Origin of the sequence: Neisseria sp. HMSC078H04, from assembly GCF_001838135.1 — a bacterium.
Lineage (GTDB): Bacteria > Pseudomonadota > Gammaproteobacteria > Burkholderiales > Neisseriaceae > Neisseria.
On sequence record NZ_KV835825.1, the window covers coordinates 392,465 to 412,412 of the forward strand.

Annotated in this window: 18 protein-coding genes; 7 read left to right on the forward strand and 11 right to left on the reverse strand. The window is 49.5% G+C overall.

Annotation, left to right across the window (positions count from 1 at the left end; genetic code table 11):
• The first annotated feature begins 27 nt into the window (after positions 1 to 27).
• The 4 genes from HMPREF2560_RS03820 to HMPREF2560_RS03835 all read left to right on the forward strand — a co-directional run bounded on the left by HMPREF2560_RS03820 (position 28) and on the right by HMPREF2560_RS03835 (position 4,822).
• The gene (locus HMPREF2560_RS03820) at positions 28 to 1,614 is read left to right on the forward strand and encodes a two-component system sensor histidine kinase NtrB (protein ID WP_070734858.1); all 1,587 of its coding nucleotides are present in this window, start codon (positions 28 to 30) and stop codon (positions 1,612 to 1,614) included.
• Complete coding sequence (locus HMPREF2560_RS03825; RefSeq protein ID WP_070608508.1) at positions 1,607 to 3,235, forward strand: sigma-54-dependent transcriptional regulator; 1,629 nt, start codon at positions 1,607 to 1,609, stop codon at positions 3,233 to 3,235. The genes HMPREF2560_RS03820 and HMPREF2560_RS03825 overlap by 8 nt, the downstream gene beginning before the upstream one ends.
• Before the next feature lie 48 nt (positions 3,236 to 3,283).
• Positions 3,284 to 4,036: a class I SAM-dependent methyltransferase gene (locus HMPREF2560_RS03830; protein WP_070608510.1), complete on the forward strand. Its 753-nt coding sequence runs from the start codon at positions 3,284 to 3,286 to the stop codon at positions 4,034 to 4,036.
• A 102-nt stretch (positions 4,037 to 4,138) separates the two neighbouring features.
• On the forward strand, positions 4,139 to 4,822 hold the full coding sequence (locus HMPREF2560_RS03835; protein ID WP_003679823.1) for a 2,3-diphosphoglycerate-dependent phosphoglycerate mutase: 684 nt from the start codon (positions 4,139 to 4,141) through the stop codon (positions 4,820 to 4,822).
• 135 nt (positions 4,823 to 4,957) lie between these two features.
• Here HMPREF2560_RS03835 and HMPREF2560_RS03840 read toward each other — a convergent pair whose 3' ends face one another.
• Entirely contained in the window at positions 4,958 to 5,749 is a 792-nt protein-coding gene (locus HMPREF2560_RS03840) for a DsbC family protein (RefSeq protein WP_070608512.1), read from the reverse strand.
• 135 nt (positions 5,750 to 5,884) lie between these two features.
• On the opposite strand from HMPREF2560_RS03840, the gene HMPREF2560_RS03845 reads away from it, so the two are divergent.
• A complete protein-coding gene (locus tag HMPREF2560_RS03845; RefSeq protein ID WP_070734856.1) occupies positions 5,885 to 8,074 on the forward strand; it encodes a primosomal protein N' in 2,190 nt (729 codons plus the stop codon).
• A gap of 79 nt (positions 8,075 to 8,153) precedes the next feature.
• Here the strand turns inward: HMPREF2560_RS03845 and HMPREF2560_RS03850 are convergent, their stop codons facing one another.
• The 3 genes from HMPREF2560_RS03850 to HMPREF2560_RS03860 all read right to left on the reverse strand — a co-directional run bounded on the left by HMPREF2560_RS03850 (position 8,154) and on the right by HMPREF2560_RS03860 (position 10,322).
• On the reverse strand, positions 8,154 to 8,828 hold the full coding sequence (locus HMPREF2560_RS03850) for a hypothetical protein (protein ID WP_004518836.1): 675 nt from the start codon (positions 8,826 to 8,828) through the stop codon (positions 8,154 to 8,156).
• Between the two features lie 336 nt (positions 8,829 to 9,164).
• On the reverse strand, positions 9,165 to 9,503 hold the full coding sequence (gene erpA / locus HMPREF2560_RS03855; protein ID WP_003680162.1) for an iron-sulfur cluster insertion protein ErpA: 339 nt from the start codon (positions 9,501 to 9,503) through the stop codon (positions 9,165 to 9,167).
• A 132-nt stretch (positions 9,504 to 9,635) separates the two neighbouring features.
• Positions 9,636 to 10,322: a S24 family peptidase gene (locus tag HMPREF2560_RS03860; protein ID WP_070608516.1), complete on the reverse strand. Its 687-nt coding sequence runs from the start codon at positions 10,320 to 10,322 to the stop codon at positions 9,636 to 9,638.
• A 261-nt stretch (positions 10,323 to 10,583) separates the two neighbouring features.
• Between HMPREF2560_RS03860 and HMPREF2560_RS03865 the strand changes: the two genes are divergently transcribed.
• Positions 10,584 to 10,859: a hypothetical protein gene (locus HMPREF2560_RS03865; protein ID WP_003748371.1), complete on the forward strand. Its 276-nt coding sequence runs from the start codon at positions 10,584 to 10,586 to the stop codon at positions 10,857 to 10,859.
• 76 nt (positions 10,860 to 10,935) lie between these two features.
• On the opposite strand, the gene argC is transcribed toward HMPREF2560_RS03865, so the two are convergent.
• The gene (gene argC / locus HMPREF2560_RS03870) at positions 10,936 to 11,982 is read right to left on the reverse strand and encodes an N-acetyl-gamma-glutamyl-phosphate reductase (protein ID WP_070608518.1); all 1,047 of its coding nucleotides are present in this window, start codon (positions 11,980 to 11,982) and stop codon (positions 10,936 to 10,938) included.
• 47 nt (positions 11,983 to 12,029) lie between these two features.
• Positions 12,030 to 12,293 (reverse strand): hypothetical protein, encoded by a 264-nt coding sequence (locus HMPREF2560_RS11110; protein WP_141748431.1) that lies wholly within the window; start codon positions 12,291 to 12,293, stop codon positions 12,030 to 12,032.
• 820 nt (positions 12,294 to 13,113) lie between these two features.
• Between HMPREF2560_RS11110 and serB the strand changes: the two genes are divergently transcribed.
• Positions 13,114 to 13,944: a phosphoserine phosphatase SerB gene (serB, locus tag HMPREF2560_RS03875; RefSeq protein ID WP_070608581.1), complete on the forward strand. Its 831-nt coding sequence runs from the start codon at positions 13,114 to 13,116 to the stop codon at positions 13,942 to 13,944.
• Between the two features lie 70 nt (positions 13,945 to 14,014).
• Here serB and lpxH read toward each other — a convergent pair whose 3' ends face one another.
• The 5 genes from lpxH to HMPREF2560_RS03900 all read right to left on the reverse strand — a co-directional run bounded on the left by lpxH (position 14,015) and on the right by HMPREF2560_RS03900 (position 19,847).
• Complete coding sequence (lpxH, locus tag HMPREF2560_RS03880; RefSeq protein WP_070734854.1) at positions 14,015 to 14,722, reverse strand: UDP-2,3-diacylglucosamine diphosphatase; 708 nt, start codon at positions 14,720 to 14,722, stop codon at positions 14,015 to 14,017.
• 155 nt (positions 14,723 to 14,877) lie between these two features.
• Positions 14,878 to 16,263, reverse strand: coding sequence for a PIG-L deacetylase family protein (locus tag HMPREF2560_RS03885; protein ID WP_070608522.1), 1,386 nt, complete (start codon positions 16,261 to 16,263; stop codon positions 14,878 to 14,880).
• Between the two features lie 239 nt (positions 16,264 to 16,502).
• A complete protein-coding gene (gene aspS, locus HMPREF2560_RS03890) occupies positions 16,503 to 18,311 on the reverse strand; it encodes an aspartate--tRNA ligase (RefSeq protein WP_070608524.1) in 1,809 nt (602 codons plus the stop codon).
• A gap of 55 nt (positions 18,312 to 18,366) precedes the next feature.
• The gene (locus HMPREF2560_RS03895; protein ID WP_049332338.1) at positions 18,367 to 18,759 is read right to left on the reverse strand and encodes a hypothetical protein; all 393 of its coding nucleotides are present in this window, start codon (positions 18,757 to 18,759) and stop codon (positions 18,367 to 18,369) included.
• Between the two features lie 407 nt (positions 18,760 to 19,166).
• Positions 19,167 to 19,847: a DUF502 domain-containing protein gene (locus tag HMPREF2560_RS03900; protein WP_070608526.1), complete on the reverse strand. Its 681-nt coding sequence runs from the start codon at positions 19,845 to 19,847 to the stop codon at positions 19,167 to 19,169.
• Between the last annotated feature and the right edge of the window lie 101 nt (positions 19,848 to 19,948).

The following is a 19,948-nucleotide window of genomic DNA, read 5'->3' on the forward strand; positions in this document are numbered from 1 at the left end:
TTGCATGATAATAAAAAAGGTTCACTTATGAACAGAGCCAATCTTCAAGAACTGGGTAATCTGAGGGAGCGGATTCCCGGTGTAATCAACATTGCCCGAATAGCCATCGTCTTACCGCTTTTGGTTTTGCACGCTTTCGGCAGCTACACAGGTGGCAACCTGATTGGCGTTTCGTTGCCGGACGTTGAGTTTTATATCTGGATAACGTTGTATTTCTTCCTGATTATGCTCTCCGTGCTCCGCCCGGGCTGGCAGTGGCAATCCTTGGACTTGCCCAATGCCAGCGCCGTGGTCGACATCACCATGATCATGGTTTTGGTGTATATCTCCGGCGGTACGGCTTCCGGTTTCGGGATTTTGGTTTTGCCGTTTGTCGCCACGTCGTGTCTGCTCAGTTATGGCCATTACCCCATGTTGTACGCAGGTTATACGGCAATGTTGTTTATTTTGAACCTGTTTTTAGATGGCAGTATGCGTTTCGATTCGTTTAATTGGGACGCGAAATCAATGGTGAATTCTTCGATGCTGATCGGTGCAGGCTATCTGGTGGCGATGCTGACATCGTTTGCCGCCCGTTATTTGGAGCAGGCCACAGAGTCCGCCAGCCGTCATCAACTGGCCTATCGCCGTATCAGCGGCTTGAACCATTTGGTTTTGAACCGCGTACAGGAAGCGGTGGTGGTGATTGATGCGACCCAGCGCGTGTGGCTGTTTAACAAACAGGCAAAAATCTATTTTCCCAGCCTGATTATCGATCAGCAGGAAATCGTGTTCGGCGAACTGGTCGCACGCTGGCAGCGTCAACCCGACAAACCTTTTGAAACCGATATCCATATTTTTCAACACGCCATGCACGTCCGTGCCGTTCCGCTGATTCAGGAGCAAACCGAGCTGCTGATGTTGTACGTCCGCTCATTGCGTGAAGTGGCTGCGGAGGCCATGTCCACCAAGCTGACTTCGCTCGGACAGTTGACTGCCAACCTTGCCCACGAAATCCGTAATCCGATGTCCGCCATCCGTCATGCCAGCGATTTGTTGCAGGAAGGCGATGAGGCAGATCCGCTCAAGGCCAAGCTCTACAACATCATCGACAGCAATATCCAACGCATCGACAAGATGTTGGAAGACGTATCCCTGCTTAACAAACGAGACAACATCAGCCGCCAGCCGATTAATCTGATGAAATTTTGGTTGGAGTTCAAGCAGGAATTTACCTTGAATAATCCCGATGCCATCGGCTGTTTGCGCATGAATATGGACGGCAACAACCTGACCGTATTGGTTGACCCCATGCATTTGCAGCAAGTGATGTGGAACTTGTGCAACAATGCGTGGCGACACAGCCGTCAGGACGAAAACGCCATTACCGTCCTTATCCGCTCTAGCGGCAGGATGCATATTTCCATCGTCGTGGCGGACAACGGCAAAGGCGTGCCGCCCGATGTACGAAATCATTTGTTCGAGCCGTTTTACACCACCGAAAAACAAGGCACCGGTTTGGGGCTTTACGTCGCACGCGAGTTGGCACACGCCAATATGGGGCAGCTGCATTATCACCCTGAAATGAACGGGTTTGAACTGATTTTACCGAAGGAGCAAGCGCAGGATGAATAAATTGCAAGAGCCGGTTTTGGTTGTCGATGACGAGGCAGACATCCGCGACCTGATGGAAATGACCCTGATGAAAATGGGTCTGCGCGTCGATACTGCGGCTGGTGTTGAAGAAGCCAAAGACAGGCTAGACAACAACGATTATTCGCTGGTGTTGACCGATATGCGTATGCCCGATGGCTCAGGCCTCGAGGTTGTCCAATACATCGACGAGTTGATGCTCGACACGCCCGTCGCCGTGATTACGGCTTTCGGCAATGCCGACCAAGCCGTTGAAGCCTTGAAAGCAGGGGCGTTTGATTATCTGCAAAAACCGATTACGCTGTCGCAGTTGCGTTCATTGGTTAAATCGGCAGTATCGGTTTCCGATAATACTGTCGAACCCACGCCGTCTGAAAAAGTCAAATCGCAGCCTGCGCCTGTTTCTGCCGCCCTGTATAAACCCGAACCTCAGCCGGTCAAGCCTATCGTTACGCCTCCTAAGAGCGTACAGAGCGAATTTAACCGGCCTTTGACTGTTCCGGAAGGGCTCAATTCCTTAAAAGAGCGTTTTTCGGCCGGCAGCATCAATCCTGCTCTGCAACAAGATGCACCTATATTGGAAGGCGAGGACGATATGCCGCGCCTGTTGGGTACTTCGCCGCAAATGGTTGAAGTGCGTCACCTGATTCGCAGATTGGCCCGCAGCCTTGTTCCCGTTTATATCTCTGGCGAGTCCGGTACGGGGAAAGAGCAGGCGGCACGCACGATTCACGAGTTGTCCGACCGCTCTGATAAACCGTTTATTGCCGTCAACTGTGGTGCCATTCCTGAAAACCTGATGGAAAGCGAATTTTTCGGTTACAAAAAAGGCAGCTTTACCGGCGCGGATCAAGACCGTTTAGGTTTTTTCCAACACGCTGACGGCGGCACTTTGTTCCTTGACGAAGTTGCCGATTTGCCGCTTGCCATGCAGGTCAAACTCCTGCGCGCCATTCAAGAAAAAGCCGTGCGCCGTATCGGCGATGCGCGGGAAACCTTTGTGGATGTGCGCATTATTTGTGCAACCCATAAAAACCTCGAAGCTTTGGTTGAAAGTGGAGCATTCCGTCAGGACTTGTATTACCGCCTCAATGTTGTCTCCCTGCACATGCCGCCTTTGCGCGAAATGCGCGAAGACTTGGGCGCGCTGATTCTGTATCTGCTGTATAAACACCGTCACGGCAATCAAACCTACAAACTCAGCCCGAAAGCCCAAGAAGCCCTGTTGCATTACAGCTATCCCGGCAACTTCCGCGAGTTGGAGAATATCCTCGAACGCGCAGTTGCACTGACGGTCGGCCAAGTGATACAAGTGGACGACTTGCAGATTCAAAATGCCCCACAGGTTAAGGCAGAACGCAGCGGCTTCTCCTTTGACGATATTGCCGAACCTGACGCGCGCGAAACTACGCTCAATCACAGCCCCATTCCGCCGTTTGATCCGCGCACCATGCAGATACAGGATTACCTCGACCAAGTGGAACGTAGCATCATCGAGCAGGCTTTGCAGCAAACCCGTTACAACCGTACCCAAGCCGCCAAGCTTTTGGGCATCAGCTTCCGCTCTATGCGCTACCGCATGGAACGCTTGGACATCAATTAAAACGTTCAGACGGCCTGAATTTTCAAGGCCGTCTGAAACATAAGCCTTATGTACAAGATTTATTTTGACGAAACCGCATCCGCCGAACTTCGCAGCCTTGCCGAGCCGTTCGGGCTGACCGTTATCGACCGACAGCCTGAAGAAGGCAGTTTCCTTATTGCTGACGAAAGCGGCATCAGCTTGTGCCGCGCCGGTGAAAAAGGCCGTGTACGCGTTGATTTTGATGGCGGTGCCGCCCATTATCGGCGCACTAAAGGTGGAGGCGAGTTGATTGCCAAAGCCGTCAACCACACTGCGCAACCGACTGTCTGGGATGCTACCGGCGGACTGGGGCGCGACAGTTTTGTGCTTGCCTCGTTGGGCTTGAAGGTACACACTTTTGAACAAAATCCTGCCGTTGCCTGTCTACTTTCAGACGGCCTCAACAGGGCAGGGCAAAGTGAAGAAACACGGGAGATTGCCCAACGAATTATTTTGCACTTCGGCAATGCCGTTGATTTAATGCAGGAATTGGCCGCGCAAAACGGCAGCCCCGATGTGGTGTACCTTGACCCGATGTACCCAGAGCGTCGCAAAACCGCCGCCGTGAAAAAAGAAATGGCTTACTTTCACGACTTGGTCGGCGTGGCACAAGACGAAGCCGAGTTGTTGGACGTTGCATTGAATACCGCCAAAAAACGCATTGTCGTCAAACGCCCGCGCTTGGGCGAATTTCTCGACGGGTGCAAACCTGCTTATCAATACACAGGCAAAAGCACGCGTTTTGACGTTTACCTTCCGACAAGGCTGTCTGAAGACTAAAAGCAAACTTGCAACATATCAAAAGAAACCGCCGGTGTTATCAGCGCGGCGGCAAAGTGTGATATAAATACCCTTTCCCAAACTTCATTGGAGCAAACTATCATGGAATTAGTATTCATCCGTCACGGACAAAGCGAATGGAACGCGAAAAACCTTTTCACCGGCTGGCGCGACGTCAAGCTGAGCGAGCAAGGTTTGGCAGAAGCCGCAGCAGCAGGTAAAAAGCTGAAAGAGAAAGGCTACGAGTTCGATATCGCCTTTACTTCCGTTCTGACCCGTGCCATCAAAACCTGTAACATCGTTTTGGAAGAATCCGACCAACTGTTTGTTCCGCAAATCAAATCATGGCGTTTGAACGAGCGCCACTACGGCCAGCTGCAAGGTATGGATAAAAAACAAACCGCAGAAAAATACGGCGACGAGCAAGTCCACATCTGGCGCCGCAGCTACGATACCCTGCCTCCGCTGCTCGATCCTAAAGACCCTCACTCCGCCCACAACGACCGCCGCTATGCCAACCTGCCTAGTGATGTCGTACCTGATGGCGAAAACCTCAAAGTTACCCTCGAGCGCGTCCTGCCTTTCTGGGAAGACCAAATCGCTCCGGCCATTCTGAGCGGCAAACGTGTATTGGTTGCGGCACACGGCAACTCCCTGCGCGCGTTGGCCAAACACATCGAAGGCATTTCCGACGAAGACATCATGGGCTTGGAAATCCCAACCGGTCAGCCGCTGGTGTACAAATTGGATGAAAACCTGAAAGTAATTGAAAAATTCTACCTGTAAGGTAAAGGGAAAAAAGGACGTGTTGGACACGTCCTTTTTTATCTTTGTCTGTATCGAGGCCGTCTGAAAGTAGTTGATGGCAGGCGACATGAAAAAAGGACACGTAAAGCGTCCTTTATGGAGATTAAACCCGGATTACTGGTTTTTCTCGATGATTTCTTTGAGGTGAGGCATAGGGCTGTAACCGCTTTGGCTGCGGCCGTTAGGGAAGACCACGGTCGGTGTGCCGTTGAAACCGAATTGTTCGCCCAATGAAGTGGTTTCTGCAACAGGGTTTTCGCAGTTTGCTTTGCCGCTTGGGAGTTTGCCTTTACGCATCCAGTCGATCCATGCCTGGGTCGGATTAGGCTGACACCACAACAGCTCGGCTTTGCGCGCGGCATCAGGGTGCAGGCTTGGAATCGGCATCATGAAGGTATAAATCGTGATGTCGGTCATTTTTTCAAATTCATGCTCCAAGCGTTTGCAGTACGGGCAGTCCGGATCAGAGAAAACAGCGACTTTCAGTTTGCCGTTGCCGCGTACTTCTTTGATGGCTTTGTCCAAAGGCAGGGAAGCGAAGTCGATTTTGTTCAAATCGGCGGCGCGTTCTTCAGTCATGCTTTGGCGCGTGTTGACGTTGATGAGGTCGCCAACAAGCATATAGTCGCCTTTGGCATCGGTATAGATGATTTGTTTGCCGCTGACGACAACTTCATAAATGCCTTTAATCGGTGTTTCACTGACGCTCAAAACTTTCAAATCTTGGGCGGCATAGACTTTTTCCAGACGTGCTTTCAAAGAAGCGGCAACAGATTTGTCGGCAGGCGCTTCCGCTTTGGCAGCCTGTGCAGGCGCCGCGTTGGCGTTGGATACGGCAGGTTGACCGCATGCCAACAAAGGAAGGACGGCAAACGGCGTTAAGATTTTGATTAACTTGGTTTTCATGCGAGAGACTTGCGTGTGTTGAAAGTAAGGCATTGTATCAAACCTCTGTCATGTCTGCATTGTACTCAGGCTCAAATTATCGTCTGAAAATAGCTTTCGGCTGTTAAAATACGAAAAAATGATTTGATTGTTTGTATGTTCTACCACCGTATTGCCGTAAACGTGCCGCTTTCAGACGGCCTTTTGACTTATTCCCATTCCGAGCCGCTTCCTCCGGGAACGCGGGTACTTGTGCCTTTCCGCAATAAAACCGTGGTCGGGGTTGTGTGGGAAACGGATATCGCGCCCGATATGGATACGGCGCGGATTTTGAGCGTTCAGACGGCCTTTGTGGAAGAAAAGCCGTTGCCTCAAAGCTGGCGTGATTTGTTGGCATTTACGTCGCGTTATTACCACTATCCGACCGGGCAGGCAGTGTTTGTCGCGCTGCCGCAGGGTTTGAAGGAAACGCGCGCGGTGGAAATGCCGCAGCCGCCGCTGTTTTACGCGCTGAACGAAGCGGGCAGGGCGCAAACGCCGCCGCCGGCTCGGTTCAACAAAAAAGCGGCTTTATGGGACGCGTTGCTGTCGGGCGGAATGACGATGGCGGCGTTGAAGCAGATGAATGCGCAGGCGGCGAAGTTAATCGAAGATTGGGTGAAGCAGGGTTGGATTGAAACGACGGAAGCGGCAAAGTCCGTTTTAAGGTCGTGCAATGGGCAGGTTTCGTACTCTGAGTTTGTATTAAATGCCGACCAGCAGAAGGCTTCCGATGAAATTCAGACGGCCTTCGGTAAATTTCAACCGTTTCTGCTGTACGGCATTACCGGCAGCGGCAAGACCGAAGTGTATTTCGATGCGATGGCGAAAGTGTTGGCGCAGGGGCGGCAAGTGTTGTTTTTGTTGCCGGAAATCAACCTCACGCCGCAGCTTTTGAAGCGGGTGGAAAACCGTTTTGCCGACGTACCGACTGCCGTGTTGCACAGCCAGATGGCGGCAGGCAAGCGCACGCAGGATTATTTGCGCGCGATGTTGGGGCAGGCGAAGCTGGTGATCGGCACGCGGCTGGCGGTGTTCACGCCGATGGATGATGTCGGGCTGATTGTGGTCGATGAGGAACACGACGGCTCGTTCAAACAAGACAACGAATTGCGCTACCACGCCCGCGATTTGGCGGTGTGGCGGGCGAAGCAGAGCGGCTGCCCCATCATATTGGGCAGCGCCACGCCCAGCTTGGAGAGTTGGTACAAGGCGCAAAGCGGCACGTACCGCCTGCTGCAACTGACTGAACGCGCCCATACCGCCGCGCAACTGCCGCAAGTGGACATTCTCAACGTAGGCCGTCTGAAACTAGACAATGGCTTCTCGCCGCAAGCCTTACAGCTTTTGAAACAGAATTTTGAAGCAGGCGGCATGTCGCTGGTGTACCTCAACCGGCGCGGCTTTGCGCCCGCGCTGTTTTGCGGAGACTGCGGCCATACCTTCGGCTGCCCGAACTGCTCCACCAAAATGGTGCTGCACCAACGCGCCCGCCAACTGCGCTGCCACCACTGCGATCACCGCGAACCCATCCCGTACAAATGCCCCGACTGCGGCAACCAAGATCTGACCGCCGTCGGCCACGGCACGCAGCGCGTCGAAGAAACCCTGCGCGCCTTCCTGCCCAAGGCCGCCGTCGTCCGCGTCGACAGGGACAGTACCGCGCACAAAAACGACTGGGCGGATTTGTACCGCCGCATCGCCGACAACGAAATCGACATTCTGGTCGGCACGCAGATGCTTGCCAAAGGTCATGATTTTGCGCGGCTCAACCTCGTTATCGTGTTGAACGCCGACGGCAGCCTGTACAGCGCGGACTTCCGCGCGCCGGAAAGACTGTTCGCCGAGCTGATGCAAGTGTCCGGCAGGGCGGGGCGAGCCGATAAACCCGGCAAGGTGTTGATACAGACCCAACTGCCCGAACATCCCGTCTTCGCCGCCGTCAAAGCGCAGGACTACGCCGTGTTCGCCGAAAACGAATTGAACGAGCGGCAAATGTTCGCCATGCCGCCCTTCAGTTTTCAGACCGCCGTCCGCGCCGATGCGCCGCGCGTTGCCGATGCGATGGAATTTCTCAACGCCGCCAAAGAAACCCTCGCCCCACTTTTGCCTGAAAGCGTCTCCCAGTTTGGCGCCGCTCCCATGCTGATGGTACGTCTTGCCGAACGCGAACGTGCGCAAATTTTCCTCGAATCGACATCCCGACAGGATTTGCACCGCGCCGTGAGTTTGTGGGTGCAGGTGTTGCAGCAAAACCGCGACGGTAAAATCAGATGGTCCGTGGACGTTGATGTGCAAGAGGCTTGATTGAAATGGCTCAATCAATAAGGAAATAAAAGGCCGTCTGAAAATCTGTTTTCAGACGGCCTTAAGTTTTTGAATCGGTTTAGAAGAATTTTGCAGCTATATAGCCGAGTGCAAGCAGGCTCAAAACGGCGAATACAATAGCCATTGTAAGCAGAAACTGTGTTTTCTTCCTCGCTGCAAGTGCGGCCAGCTCAGGATTTTGGCCTAACTCTTCGCGTAATTGGGATTCCAATTCGGCACGGATTTTTTTACGCAGTTTTTTCTCTTCCTGCTCACGTTCATATTTGAGCTTATGGGCAATTTCGGTTTGTTTTTTATGCTCGAAAGAGATTTTTTCCTGCCATTCAATGCGCTTGCGCTGGATGGCCAGCTCATTTTTTTCTGTCAAATCAAAGTGGCAGGTTTTACATTCCTGTGCGTCGAGTTCGTCGATAATCGTCATGCAGACTGGGCATTGGATAGGGTCGGGAGTGTTGACTGCCAACACGGGTTCTTCTTCGACCGCTTCCAACTCCATAGCCTGACGGACGATCACGTCCAAACCCAAATAGCTGAAGTAATGCTGCGCATTTTCGCGCTCGTCTTGGGTACATTTTTCGGCCACAATGGCTTGCGGACGCTCGGCCAAGGCTTGAATCAGGCTCTCGACTTCGTTTTCAGGCAGGTTGTCATACAGGCAGGCATGGATGCGCTCCCTATCCGTGTTCGGCGGATAGGAAACGTATACGTCGAAAAATTTTTCTTGTTTGCTCATTGATATCCCATGAGTATTTCGACTGCGTCAACCAAATGGGTTTAGCCTAAGGTTTTGTTATTGTGTTTGAGCTGTTTTGGCTTGCGATGCAGGCAAAAACAGAGGCCGCAGTCTGAGGCAGACCGGATAGGGGGTGCCTTTGTGTCGTTAATCGGCTGGACAATGATTTTTTATTTATATGGCAATATGCATGTCCAATGTTATGTCTATTGTAGAGTAAATATTCACGCCCGATATTATTATTATAAGGTAAATCTGATATTGTTTAAAATAAATTCACACAAAAGGCCGTCTGAAGATACAGACGGCCTGTTTTTTATGGCAAAAACGGATTGTTTATACGGAGAAGGACGAACCGCAACCGCAAGTTGTCTCTGCATTCGGATTGCGGATGACGAATTGAGAACCTTGCAGGCTTTCGGTGTAGTCGATTTCCGCACCAACCAGATATTGGTAGCTCATCGGGTCAACCAAGAACGTCAGGCCGTTTTTCTGGATTTCAAAATCGTCGTCGTTTTTGATTTCATCAAAGGTAAAACCATATTGGAAGCCGGAGCAACCGCCGCCGTTGACGAATACGCGCAATTTCAAATCGGGATTGTTCTCTTCGGCGATCAGGTCGGCAACTTTGGTGCAGCAGCTGTCAGTAAAGATAATAGGGCTTTCGTCTGACATGATGTGATTCCTTTTATATGAATATTTTTACTATTGTCGCGCAAACCGTTAGTCAAGGCAAGTTTGTGCAGACAGGATCTGCCAGCTTACATGGAGGGTATGGCAGAAATTTCAAGCATCAGTATGTCAGATTTAGATGCTTCTGCCAAACCATTCTACACGGCCGATGATGGCAACGTCGTCGGTCGGGTTTTTCAAGTCGATTTCAAAAGTAGGGTAGGCTTCGTTGGCAGAAATGACGTTGACGATGCCGCCGGGTATCAGTTGCAGGCGTTTGACCAAAAGGTTTTCGTTAAGGCGCAAAACATAGAGGCCGTCGCGCGGCGTGGTTTGGCTGTGGTTGATGAGGATGGTGTCGCCATCATTCAGCACGCCTTCCATCGAGTCGCCTTTGACTGAGATAACGGAAAGGTTTTTGATGTCGCGCGTCACATAATTTTCTATCCAATAGCGTCGGAACGCCATGGCGAACATGGGCTGTTCATCGCCGACGAGCTGGCCGTGTCCGGCCGCTGCTTGGATGTCGTAACGCGGTACGAAGACAAATTCGTCTATATCGACAGGGTTGCCCAGTGTGTCGGTTGCCGTGGCTTTTGGGGCTTCGGAATCGGGGAAGGGAGAACCTTCGCCTGTCAAAAGCCAGTCTATGCTACAGCCTTTAAGTTGTTTGATTTTTTTTAGCGTTTCCGATTTCGGCAGGCCACCTTCGTTCCAGATACGGCTGAATCCGGCGATGGTCATATCGATGTCGGCGGCAATTTTGGCTTGGCGGGCTTCATCTTTCCATAAGAAAGCCAGGCGGTCTTTAAAGGTATCCATGTTTATGCCTTTATGGAGGTATGTTTTTTATATGGTTTGGACGATTTGAGTGTATTTTACCTTAGTTTTTATAAAATTGTAAGAAAAAAATTACTCAATCTAAGAAAAAGTATTGCATATTTTATTTTTTCTTAGTATTATTCGTTTTGTCTTAGATAAATCGATATTTCTAGTTTTATATTTGATTTTTCTTAGTTTGGTTTTATTTGGTTTAGTTTTTCTGACTTGAACCTGCTATATGATTATGATGAGAGGTGTGAAATGACTCGTTCGCGTAAAAATATTTTTTGGGTGCTACTGGCGTTGGTACTGGGTTTTTTTGCCCTGCCTTTCGGATCTTCGGAAGCACATGAAGCGGACGGTAATTTGACGGCTTCGGAATGCGAACGCTTGGGCAGTTTGAGTCTGGATCAGATGGACGGCAGGCTGCTTGCCTTCGCCAAAGAATGCGATATGGTGGAGGCTACCCACGATTGGGAGCAACAGTACGGCAACTTGAATGAAGAAGAAATGCTTGCCGGCGTGGTGTATGAGTGATGTTTGTGAATGAATTGATAAAGGCCGTCTGAACAATCAAAGTTTCAGACGGCCTTGTGTTTTTAATAAGGATGGCTTAAGGCATCAATGGTGCATTGGTCAGGCCGGTGGTTTCGGGCAGGCCGAACATGATGTTCATATTCTGCACGGCTTGACCGGCTGCGCCTTTAACCAAGTTGTCGATGACGGAAAGAACAATCCACACATCGTCTTGTTCGGGAGCTTTTTGAACGCTGATACGGCAAAGGTTGGCGCCGCGCACGCTGCGGGTTTCAGGTGTCGAACCTGAAGGCAAAATATCGACAAAAGGACTGTCGCGGTAGTATTCGCGCAGTAAGGCTTCAGGATCGGTATGTTCTTGCAGGTGCAGATACAGGGTGGCATGCATGCCTCGTATCATCGGAACAAGGTGTGGCACGAAAATCAGGCCGTCTGAAACGTGGTCTTGCAGTCCGGACAGGGTTTGTCGGATTTCAGGCAGATGGCGGTGGCCGCCGACACCATAGGCTTTGAAGTTGTCGCCTGCTTCGCACAACAGGGCGTGGGTGCTGGCTTTGCGTCCTGCACCGGAAACACCGGATTTACAGTCGGCAATCAGCGGCGCGTTGGCTTTCAGACGGCCAGCCTGAAGCAGTGGCAATAAGGGCAGGGAAACGCAGGTAGGGTAGCAGCCTGGATTAGCCACCAACATGGCTTTGGCGATGTCGTCTTTGTAAAGTTCACACAAGCCGTACACCGCTTGGGAAACGAGTTGCGGCGCTGCATGGGTCATTTTGTACCATTGTTCCCATGTGGGGATGTCGCGGATGCGGAAGTCGGCAGACAGGTCAATCACGCGTACGCCTTTTTCGACAAGGGACGGTGCTTCTTTCATGGCCACGCCGTTGGGCGTAGCAAAGAATACGAGGTCGCAACGGTCAAGCCCGGCATCCTCGGGCGTTTGGAATGCAAGGTCGTAAATGCCGCGCAGGCTGGGGAAGTAGTCGGCAACTGCAATACCGGCTTCGCTTCGGCTGGTGACGGCAATGACTTCTACGTTGGGGTGGCTGCTGAGCAGGCGCAACAATTCAACGCCTGTGTAACCGGTTGCACCGACGATACCAATTTTAATTTTTGTGGTCATGGTGTGGCTCCTTTGTAGGGGTAACAATGCGTTTGATTATATAGTAATTAATTGCAGTCGATCAGCGGTGCTTGTGCCAAGCTTTGCAAGGGACGGTTAAACAGGCCGTCTGAAATATAGCATGAATAATATTCGAGAGCGGGTTTCAGACGGCCTGAGCGTTTGGAAAACGCAGTTTGCGGTTCGATTTGTCTGTTGATTTGTGGTGGGTGTTTCGTCTTTATCCTATCCACACGAACACAAAATAAAAACGCAAAAAAATGCCCCCGGGTTGGAGAACCGGAGGCAAATATCCAAGGAGTAGTTCTCATCAATAAGAACTAGTTACTTGGTACTATATTCCTTGTTAGAGTTGAAAGCAAGTGCTTTGCACATTTTAACATTTAAATAATTTTTTCATTCAAATTCAGTGAGCTAACAGATAGGGATCGAATTCTGAGATGATGGTAATAGAGGATAGGCTAAGAACAATTAAAACGGCAGGTATCAGTGATTGGGAGCAGCCATACTCTGAGCATTACTCTGATGTGTGTGTACATGGCCATATTGATTGAGTCGGGGGGAAGCTGAAACCTTCTGACTAACCGAGTTGAACTAAAGTGAGGCCTTCTTCAAACTGATTGATAAAATAGCTGAAAGGCATGAAATGCGTACGCAGATGAGGAAGGGTTTGTTTTTAAATATAAATTTACAAATCATTTATTTCATTCAATTTTGATATTGTTAAACCATTGGGCCAAAAAAAGGTTGCCATCGGAAGGGGAGCCGTTGGCAACGAATGGAGGTGGTAATGCAATGAAAGCTAGATATAAGGAGTAGTACCAAACTAGCTATAAGTGACTATATCGAAACTGTAAGAAAAATCAACAGAAGTTGCCTGTTACTGGCAAAAATTTTTAGTCGGTTTGCCTAAAATCAACTTTTTGAGTAATTGCTTGGCTTGTTGATGTAGATATTAGTATTGGTAGCTCTAGCTGAATTTGTTTCTAGGCCGTCTGAAAATTGCCGGGGTTGTTCGGCTATAATGCTGTTTTGGATTTTTAAGGCCTTCGCAAAAATACGGTTTCGGGGTTTTAGGCTGAATGTGTACCCGATATGTTTGCAAAGGTTTTGGGGTATGAGGAGAATGAGATGAAGAAAGTTTTGGTGTTGCAACATGGGGATTTGGGCGCTTGCGACTGGTCGGCGTTTGGCGGTTTGGTGTCTGCGCCATTAGGAAAGTCGATGTTGCGTGTGCCGGTTGATGATGATTTTGAATTGACGGGCGAGATGCGTGCGGCGTTGATTGCGCAGCAGATAGATGGTGCGGTGTTGCCGGATGTGGCTTTTGCTGATTTGGGACTGATTGTCAGTGATATGGATTCGACGCTGATTACGATTGAGTGTGTGGATGAGATTGCGGCCGGTGTCGGGCTGAAGGATGAGGTGGCTGCAATTACGGAGCAGTCGATGCGCGGCGAGCTGGACTTTGAGCAGTCTTTGCGTAAGCGTGTGGCTTTGCTGGCCGGTTTGGACGAGCGCGTGTTGGAAGAGGTGTACGAGAATGTGTTGCAGCTGTCGCCGGGCGCGGAATTTTTATTGGAAGAGTGCAAACGGAATGATGTGAAGTTTATGCTGGTGTCGGGCGGATTTACGTTCTTTACAGAACGTCTGCAACGGTGTTTGGGCTTGGATTTCCATTTTGCGAATGTGTTGGAAGTGGAAAACGGCAAGCTGACAGGCCGTCTGAAAGGGCGGATTATCGATGCGCAGGCTAAGACGGATTTGTTGCGTGAATACCGTGAACGTCTGGGTTTGGCTCCGTGGCAGGTGGTGGCGATGGGCGATGGTGCGAACGATATTCCGATGATACGGGAGGCGGGATTCGGCATTGCTTATCGGGCGAAACCGAAAACTGAAGCGAATGCAGATGCGTGTGTGCGCTTTGGTGGTTTGGAACGGATACGCGGTTGGTTTGCGTAAACGGTTTGAGGATGTTTGTCAGTCAGGCCGTCTGAACAATCGGGAAACCGGTTTCAGACGGCCTGATGTTTTATAAGGCGATAAAACGGTAGCCTTCGGCATCGACTTCGAGAATGGAGGCGTAATTGTCGCGCCAGTCGCCAAGTACGATGCGGGTGTAATCGGCGTTGCGATGGATGTTTTCGCGGTGGGTATGGCCGTGGATGAGTAGGGGCGTGTGGAAGCGTTGGACGGTTTCGTGGGTAAAGGTTGGATTGACGTCCATGATGTCGGCGGTTTTGTGTTGTTTGTCCTGTTTGCTCTGCTTGCGGATTTTGGTGGCGATGTTCAGTCGGAGTGTGAGCGGCAGGAGCAGAAACAGGCGTTGCAGCCATTTTTGATGGACGGTACGGCGGAATTTTTGATAAGAATGGTCGTCGGTGCAGAGAGTGTCGCCGTGACAGAGCAGGGTGGGTGTGCCGAATAGGTCGATAACGGCGTACTCGGGCAGTAAGGTCATGCCGGTATTGCGGGCGAAGGCTTTGCCGATGAGGAAGTCGCGGTTGCCATGGATAAAATAGCAGGCAATGCCGCGCTCGGTCAGGCTGCGGATGGTTTGTTTGATGGTTTGAACCAAAGGGCTGTTTTCGTCATCGCCGATCCAAAAATCGAAAAGGTCGCCAAGAATGTATACGGCTTGGGCATGAACGGCTTTTTCTTGGATAAATTTTTGGAAGAGTGCGGTCAGTTGAGGATGGGATTCGCTCAGGTGCAAATCGGCGATGAAGTAAATCGGCATGATGATGTGGGACGTGTGGGAAGGGTTTTATTATAACTTGGGTTGTCGCGTTTGGATTTGGGCTTGGTGTTTTTCGTTGTAATGCGGTGATTTTATTGTTTTGATTTGGTGTGATAAAGGCCGTCTGAAATATTTTTTCAGACGGCCTTTGTGATTTATTGGGTTTTACCCTGATAGGTGATTTGTTTCAGCGTCTCTTCTTGGTACAAGTCACTGATGGGGACGGTATAGAAGAATTCGTTGCTGCGGACAAAACGGTTGACCAAGTCTTTGTCGAGATGGAGAACGTGGTGCCGCAGTTTGTTGAAGCCTTTGAATATCATGGTGCTCCAACGCATATAGCCGTCTGAATTGGGGCGGATGTCGTTCATGGCATCAAGGGCGAGAAGTTTGCGGTTTTGCTCTTCTTTATCCAAAGGATGGGAATAGATGCTTTGGAAGTAAAACGGTTGCTCGGAGGATGGCGGCAGGCTGAGGGAAGACCCTACTTTGCCGATAGGGAAGTCGTCGCTCAGATAATGTATGGTGTGCAAAAACAGATTGCCGCGGCGGTAATCGATTTTGCGCAGGGCTTCGATGGTGGCCAGCGCAGTATGTTGATGGTCGGGATGCGCATCAATATTGGGGGACGGCGTCACAATAATATCCGGCTGGAACGTTTCTATCAGATAGCCAAGGTTGTCTACCAAGCTGGTCCAAGTCGAGCCGGGCTTGAGGTGTTTCGCCAATGGGGAGGTATTGGCACGGCGGAAAATATCGACATCGGCCGTATCGATTTTGGTCGATTTAATCTCTTTTTCCGGATTTTGGCGCATGGCGGTCAAAGTGCTGTCGAAGTAGCCTAGTTGCAGGATGTTTTCAGACGGCACACCGGCCAAAAGGGGAACGGTCAGGCTGTTCCAAACGCGCATCCGGCCTTTTTGCAGATATTGTGCCTGGGTGTCGCAGTCGCATGTGCTGTAAAGATTGCCATAGTGGAAGCTGCCGCCTTCGCTGGCGGTTAAGGTGCAGATCATTGAATTGGCGGCGTGTTTTTCATACAAACCGTATGCGCTTAATTCGGCATCGTCAGCATGAGGCGCGAGGACAAGGATTTTTTTGCCGTCGAGGTTTTCACGCGGATAAACAGAGAGTTCGATTTCTTGATCGGCCAAAGTCAGGTATTTGCCTTCTAAACGGACGGTTTTGTCGCTGTCGGAGAAGGTGTCGCTCAGATTGATATAGCGCACGCCTTTTGCGCCGTATTCGAAATATTGCTTCCATTTGCCTTTGGATGAAATAGTTTCCACAAAAGGCAATACCAGCAATCCTGCCCAAGTGGATTTGATACGGATTTTGGCAATAACGGTATCTTGCCCGCTGATAGTGGCAGGTAAAGTCAGGCTGCCACCCTTGAGGGTAGCATGCGTGGTAGAGGGAAGGGAGGGATAGTTATAGTCTTGGTGTGTGTTATAGGCAAACTGTTTTTTGTGAATAATTGAAGTAATAATAAACAACAAAATAAAAAAAGTCAGTATCAGCCCCGTCAGTATCAGAAACATTGTTTGGTTCCTTTATTGTTGTAACAGTCATGATAGTGCTTGTGGAGCTTATTTGTTTGTTTTTCTTACAAACGGTTGTTTTTTATACTCTAACGTCATTAAAGTGAACGTTTAAAATAAAACAGTTTATGAGTTGATTATATATAAACGACTAAAATACAGAAAGGCCGTCTGTAAAATTTGAAAGAAATTTCAAAAATTTCAGACGGCCTTGATATTTTAAAGGTTAAGCCGATAAATTACGCTTCTTTTGTTTCAACTGCTTTCTGACGCAGACGCAGGCTCAATTCGCGAAGTTGTTTGTCGTCGACCACATTAGGTGCATTGGTCAGTAGACATTGTGCACGTTGTGTTTTTGGGAAGGCAATCACGTCGCGGATAGATTCGGCACCGGTCATCAGGGTAACCAGACGGTCGAGGCCGAATGCAAGGCCGCCGTGAGGAGGCGCACCGAATTTCAGGTTGTCCAAGAGGAAACCGAATTTCTCTTGTTGCTCTTCAGGGCTGATTTTCAGCGCGGCAAACACTTTCTCTTGTACGTCTGCACGGTGGATACGGATAGAGCCGCCGCCGATTTCCCAGCCGTTCAATACCATGTCGTAGGCACGAGCCAGGCAGTTTGCAGGGTCGGAAACCATCAGGTCTTCATGACCTTCTTTAGGCGCGGTAAACGGATGATGTACGGCTACGTAGCGGTCGGCTTCTTCGTCGTATTCGAACATTGGGAAATCGATAACCCACAAAGGTTTCCATTCGTCTACGAAGTAGCCGTTGTCTTTACCGTGTTCCAAGCCGACTTTAATACGCAATGCGCCGATGGCTTCGTTCACAACTTTGGTTTTGTCTGCGCCAAAGAAGATGATGTCGCCGTTTTGCGCGCTGGTACGCTCGATGATTTCTTTCAGGGCGTTTTCAGACAGGAATTTGACGATTGGAGATTGCAGGCCGCTGTCTTCGCCGTTGGAGAGGTTGCTCACATCGTTTACTTTGATGTATGCCAGACCTTTCGCGCCGTAGATCCCGACAAATTTGGTGTATTCGTCGATTTCTTTGCGGCTGAATTTTGCGCCGTTCGGTACACGCAAAGCGACCACGCGGCCGCCTTTCATGTCGGCTGCGCCACGGAAGACTTTGAATTCTTCCGTTTTCATCAGGTCGGTCAACTCGGTAAATTTCAAGTTGATGCGCATGTCCGGTTTGTCAGAGCCGTAGTAGAACATGGCTTCAGAGTAAGGCATGCGTGGGAAGTCGCCCAAATCTACATTCAAAGCATCTTTGAAGACTTGTTTGGCCATGCCTTCGGTGATGTCCATAATTTCATCCTCGTTCAAGAACGAGGTTTCCAAGTCGATTTGAGTGAATTCAGGTTGACGGTCGGCACGCAAGTCTTCGTCACGGAAACATTTGGTGATTTGGTAGTAACGGTCGAAACCGGCCACCATCAGCAATTGTTTGAACAATTGTGGAGATTGAGGCAGAGCGAAGAATTCGCCCGGATGAACGCGGCTTGGCACGAGGTAGTCGCGTGCGCCTTCCGGAGTGGAGCGGGTCAGCATCGGCGTTTCGATGTCGATGAAGCCTTGCGCGTCCAAGTAGCGGCGAACGCCCATGGCCACTTGGTAACGCAGGCGCAGGTTGCGTTGCATGGCAGGACGGCGCAAGTCGATAACGCGGTTGGTCAGGCGAACGTTTTCGCTGATGTTTTCATCGTCGATTTGGAACGGAGGTGTAGCGGCAGCGTTCAAGACTTCGATTTCTTTGGCAAGGATTTCGATTTTGCCGGAAATCATTTTGTCGTTGGTCGTGCCTTCGGGACGGTTGCGCACGCGGCCGGTAATGCTCAAAACGTATTCGTTGCGGGAAGAGTCGGCAGCGGCAAATGCTTCCGGAGTATCAGGGTCGATAACGACTTGAACGATGCCTTCTCGGTCGCGCAGGTCGATAAAAATCACACCGCCGTGGTCGCGTCGGCGGTGTACCCAGCCTTTGACGGTAACGGTTTGGTCTAAGTATTGCTCGCTGATAAGGCCGCAATAGTTGGTACGCATATTATTTCCTTGTTTATATATTGAAGTGTTTAATTTATAACTAAGAAATTGGTAATTATGGTGTCCAACCAATTTCTGTAATTTGAATCACATTTTTAATTTTTTTAAAGCCTACTTCCATTCCTGAGTTTTCGGCTTCGGGATAAGTCTGTGCTACAAACACATGATTCTTATTTTTCCAATTAATATTAATTTCTACTTCATTTCTAGAAGTTTTATATCGACGATTTTTATTTGGAAGAACGTTTGGGGCCTCGCCTAGATTTTGAGTTAGATTGCGATATTCTTGATAAGCTTCATTTATAGATGAGCCATGATAAGTACAATTCCTTTTCCAACCCTCTGTTACATTAATGGGTATGATTTTTTTGCATGAAAGCTCCCCTGATGAAAATGCTAGTGAGCTATATGTAGCTAGAAAAATAATAGATAGTATTTCCCGTTTCATGATTATTCCTGTGAGTAAAATGTGAGGAGATTTATTTACGGATTAGTGCTGTGGCAATGATATTGGCATGGTTGTGTGAGTCATTCTCTTTGCCTTGTGTAACCATGCTTAAAGTATTTCCTAAATATCTTTGAAATTAAATATGTAGGGAGCTATTCCAGTTACCGCGCAGTTCTCCGCTTTATAATAACTACGTTTCCAAAAAATCGCAAAATTGCTATTACATTCAATCATATTTAGATACTTCTAGTAAGTTCGCAGTCTGTGTAGGTTGCCAGTCATTATGAATTAGTAAGTGCGAGCTTTGTGGTAATTCCTTAGTGGTTATATTTTTTGGGATAGGCTAAATATTATGATTAATAGATATTTATGCATTATTCTGTTGTTAAGAATTTGATTAATAAGTGCTATAAACTATCAGTTTTTTTATCTTGGATGGTTTTAATTTGTATTTCATCCGGCATCACCATGCCCAGTGAAATCACATATTTCAATGCCTGATCCACACTCATGTCCAGCTCGCGAACGTCGCTTTTTTTAACCATGATGTAATAGCCGCCGGTCGGGTTGGGCGTGGTTGGGACGTAAACGGAAATATAGTCGTCATCTTGCGGCAGGCTGCCTTTGAGTTTGTCGGGAATATGGCCAGAAACAAAGGCTATCGTCCAAATGCCCGGTTGCGGAAAGGGAACCAGTACGGGGGTTTTGAACGAGCGGCTGCTGTCGGAGAGCAGGGATTCGGAAACTTTTTTAACGCTGGAGTAGATGGATTTGACGACGGGGATCCGACCCAAAAGGCTGTCCCATGCGCCGAGAATCCGTCTGCCCAATACATTGGCGGCGAATACGCCGGTAACGAACAAGACGACGGTGGCGGCAACAATGCCCAAGCCAGGTATGTTGAATCCCCAGAAATGCTGGGGCTGCCAGCTTTCCGGTAATAGGTTGATCAGTTTGTCGGCGGCGGAGATGATATAGCTCATCGCCCAGATGGTTACGGCAATCGGCAACCAAACCAGCACGCCTGTAATAAGGTATTTCTTTAAAGCCTTGGCGATTTTTCCGCTTTCGGCTGCGGCTTCTGTCATCTTTGTTTCATTCCGGCAAGTTTTGCCCAAACTTTGCATTATACGCGTTTGGACGCTAGGAAACGAGTATTTTAAACGAATGGCTTGTTTTGTTTTATTGT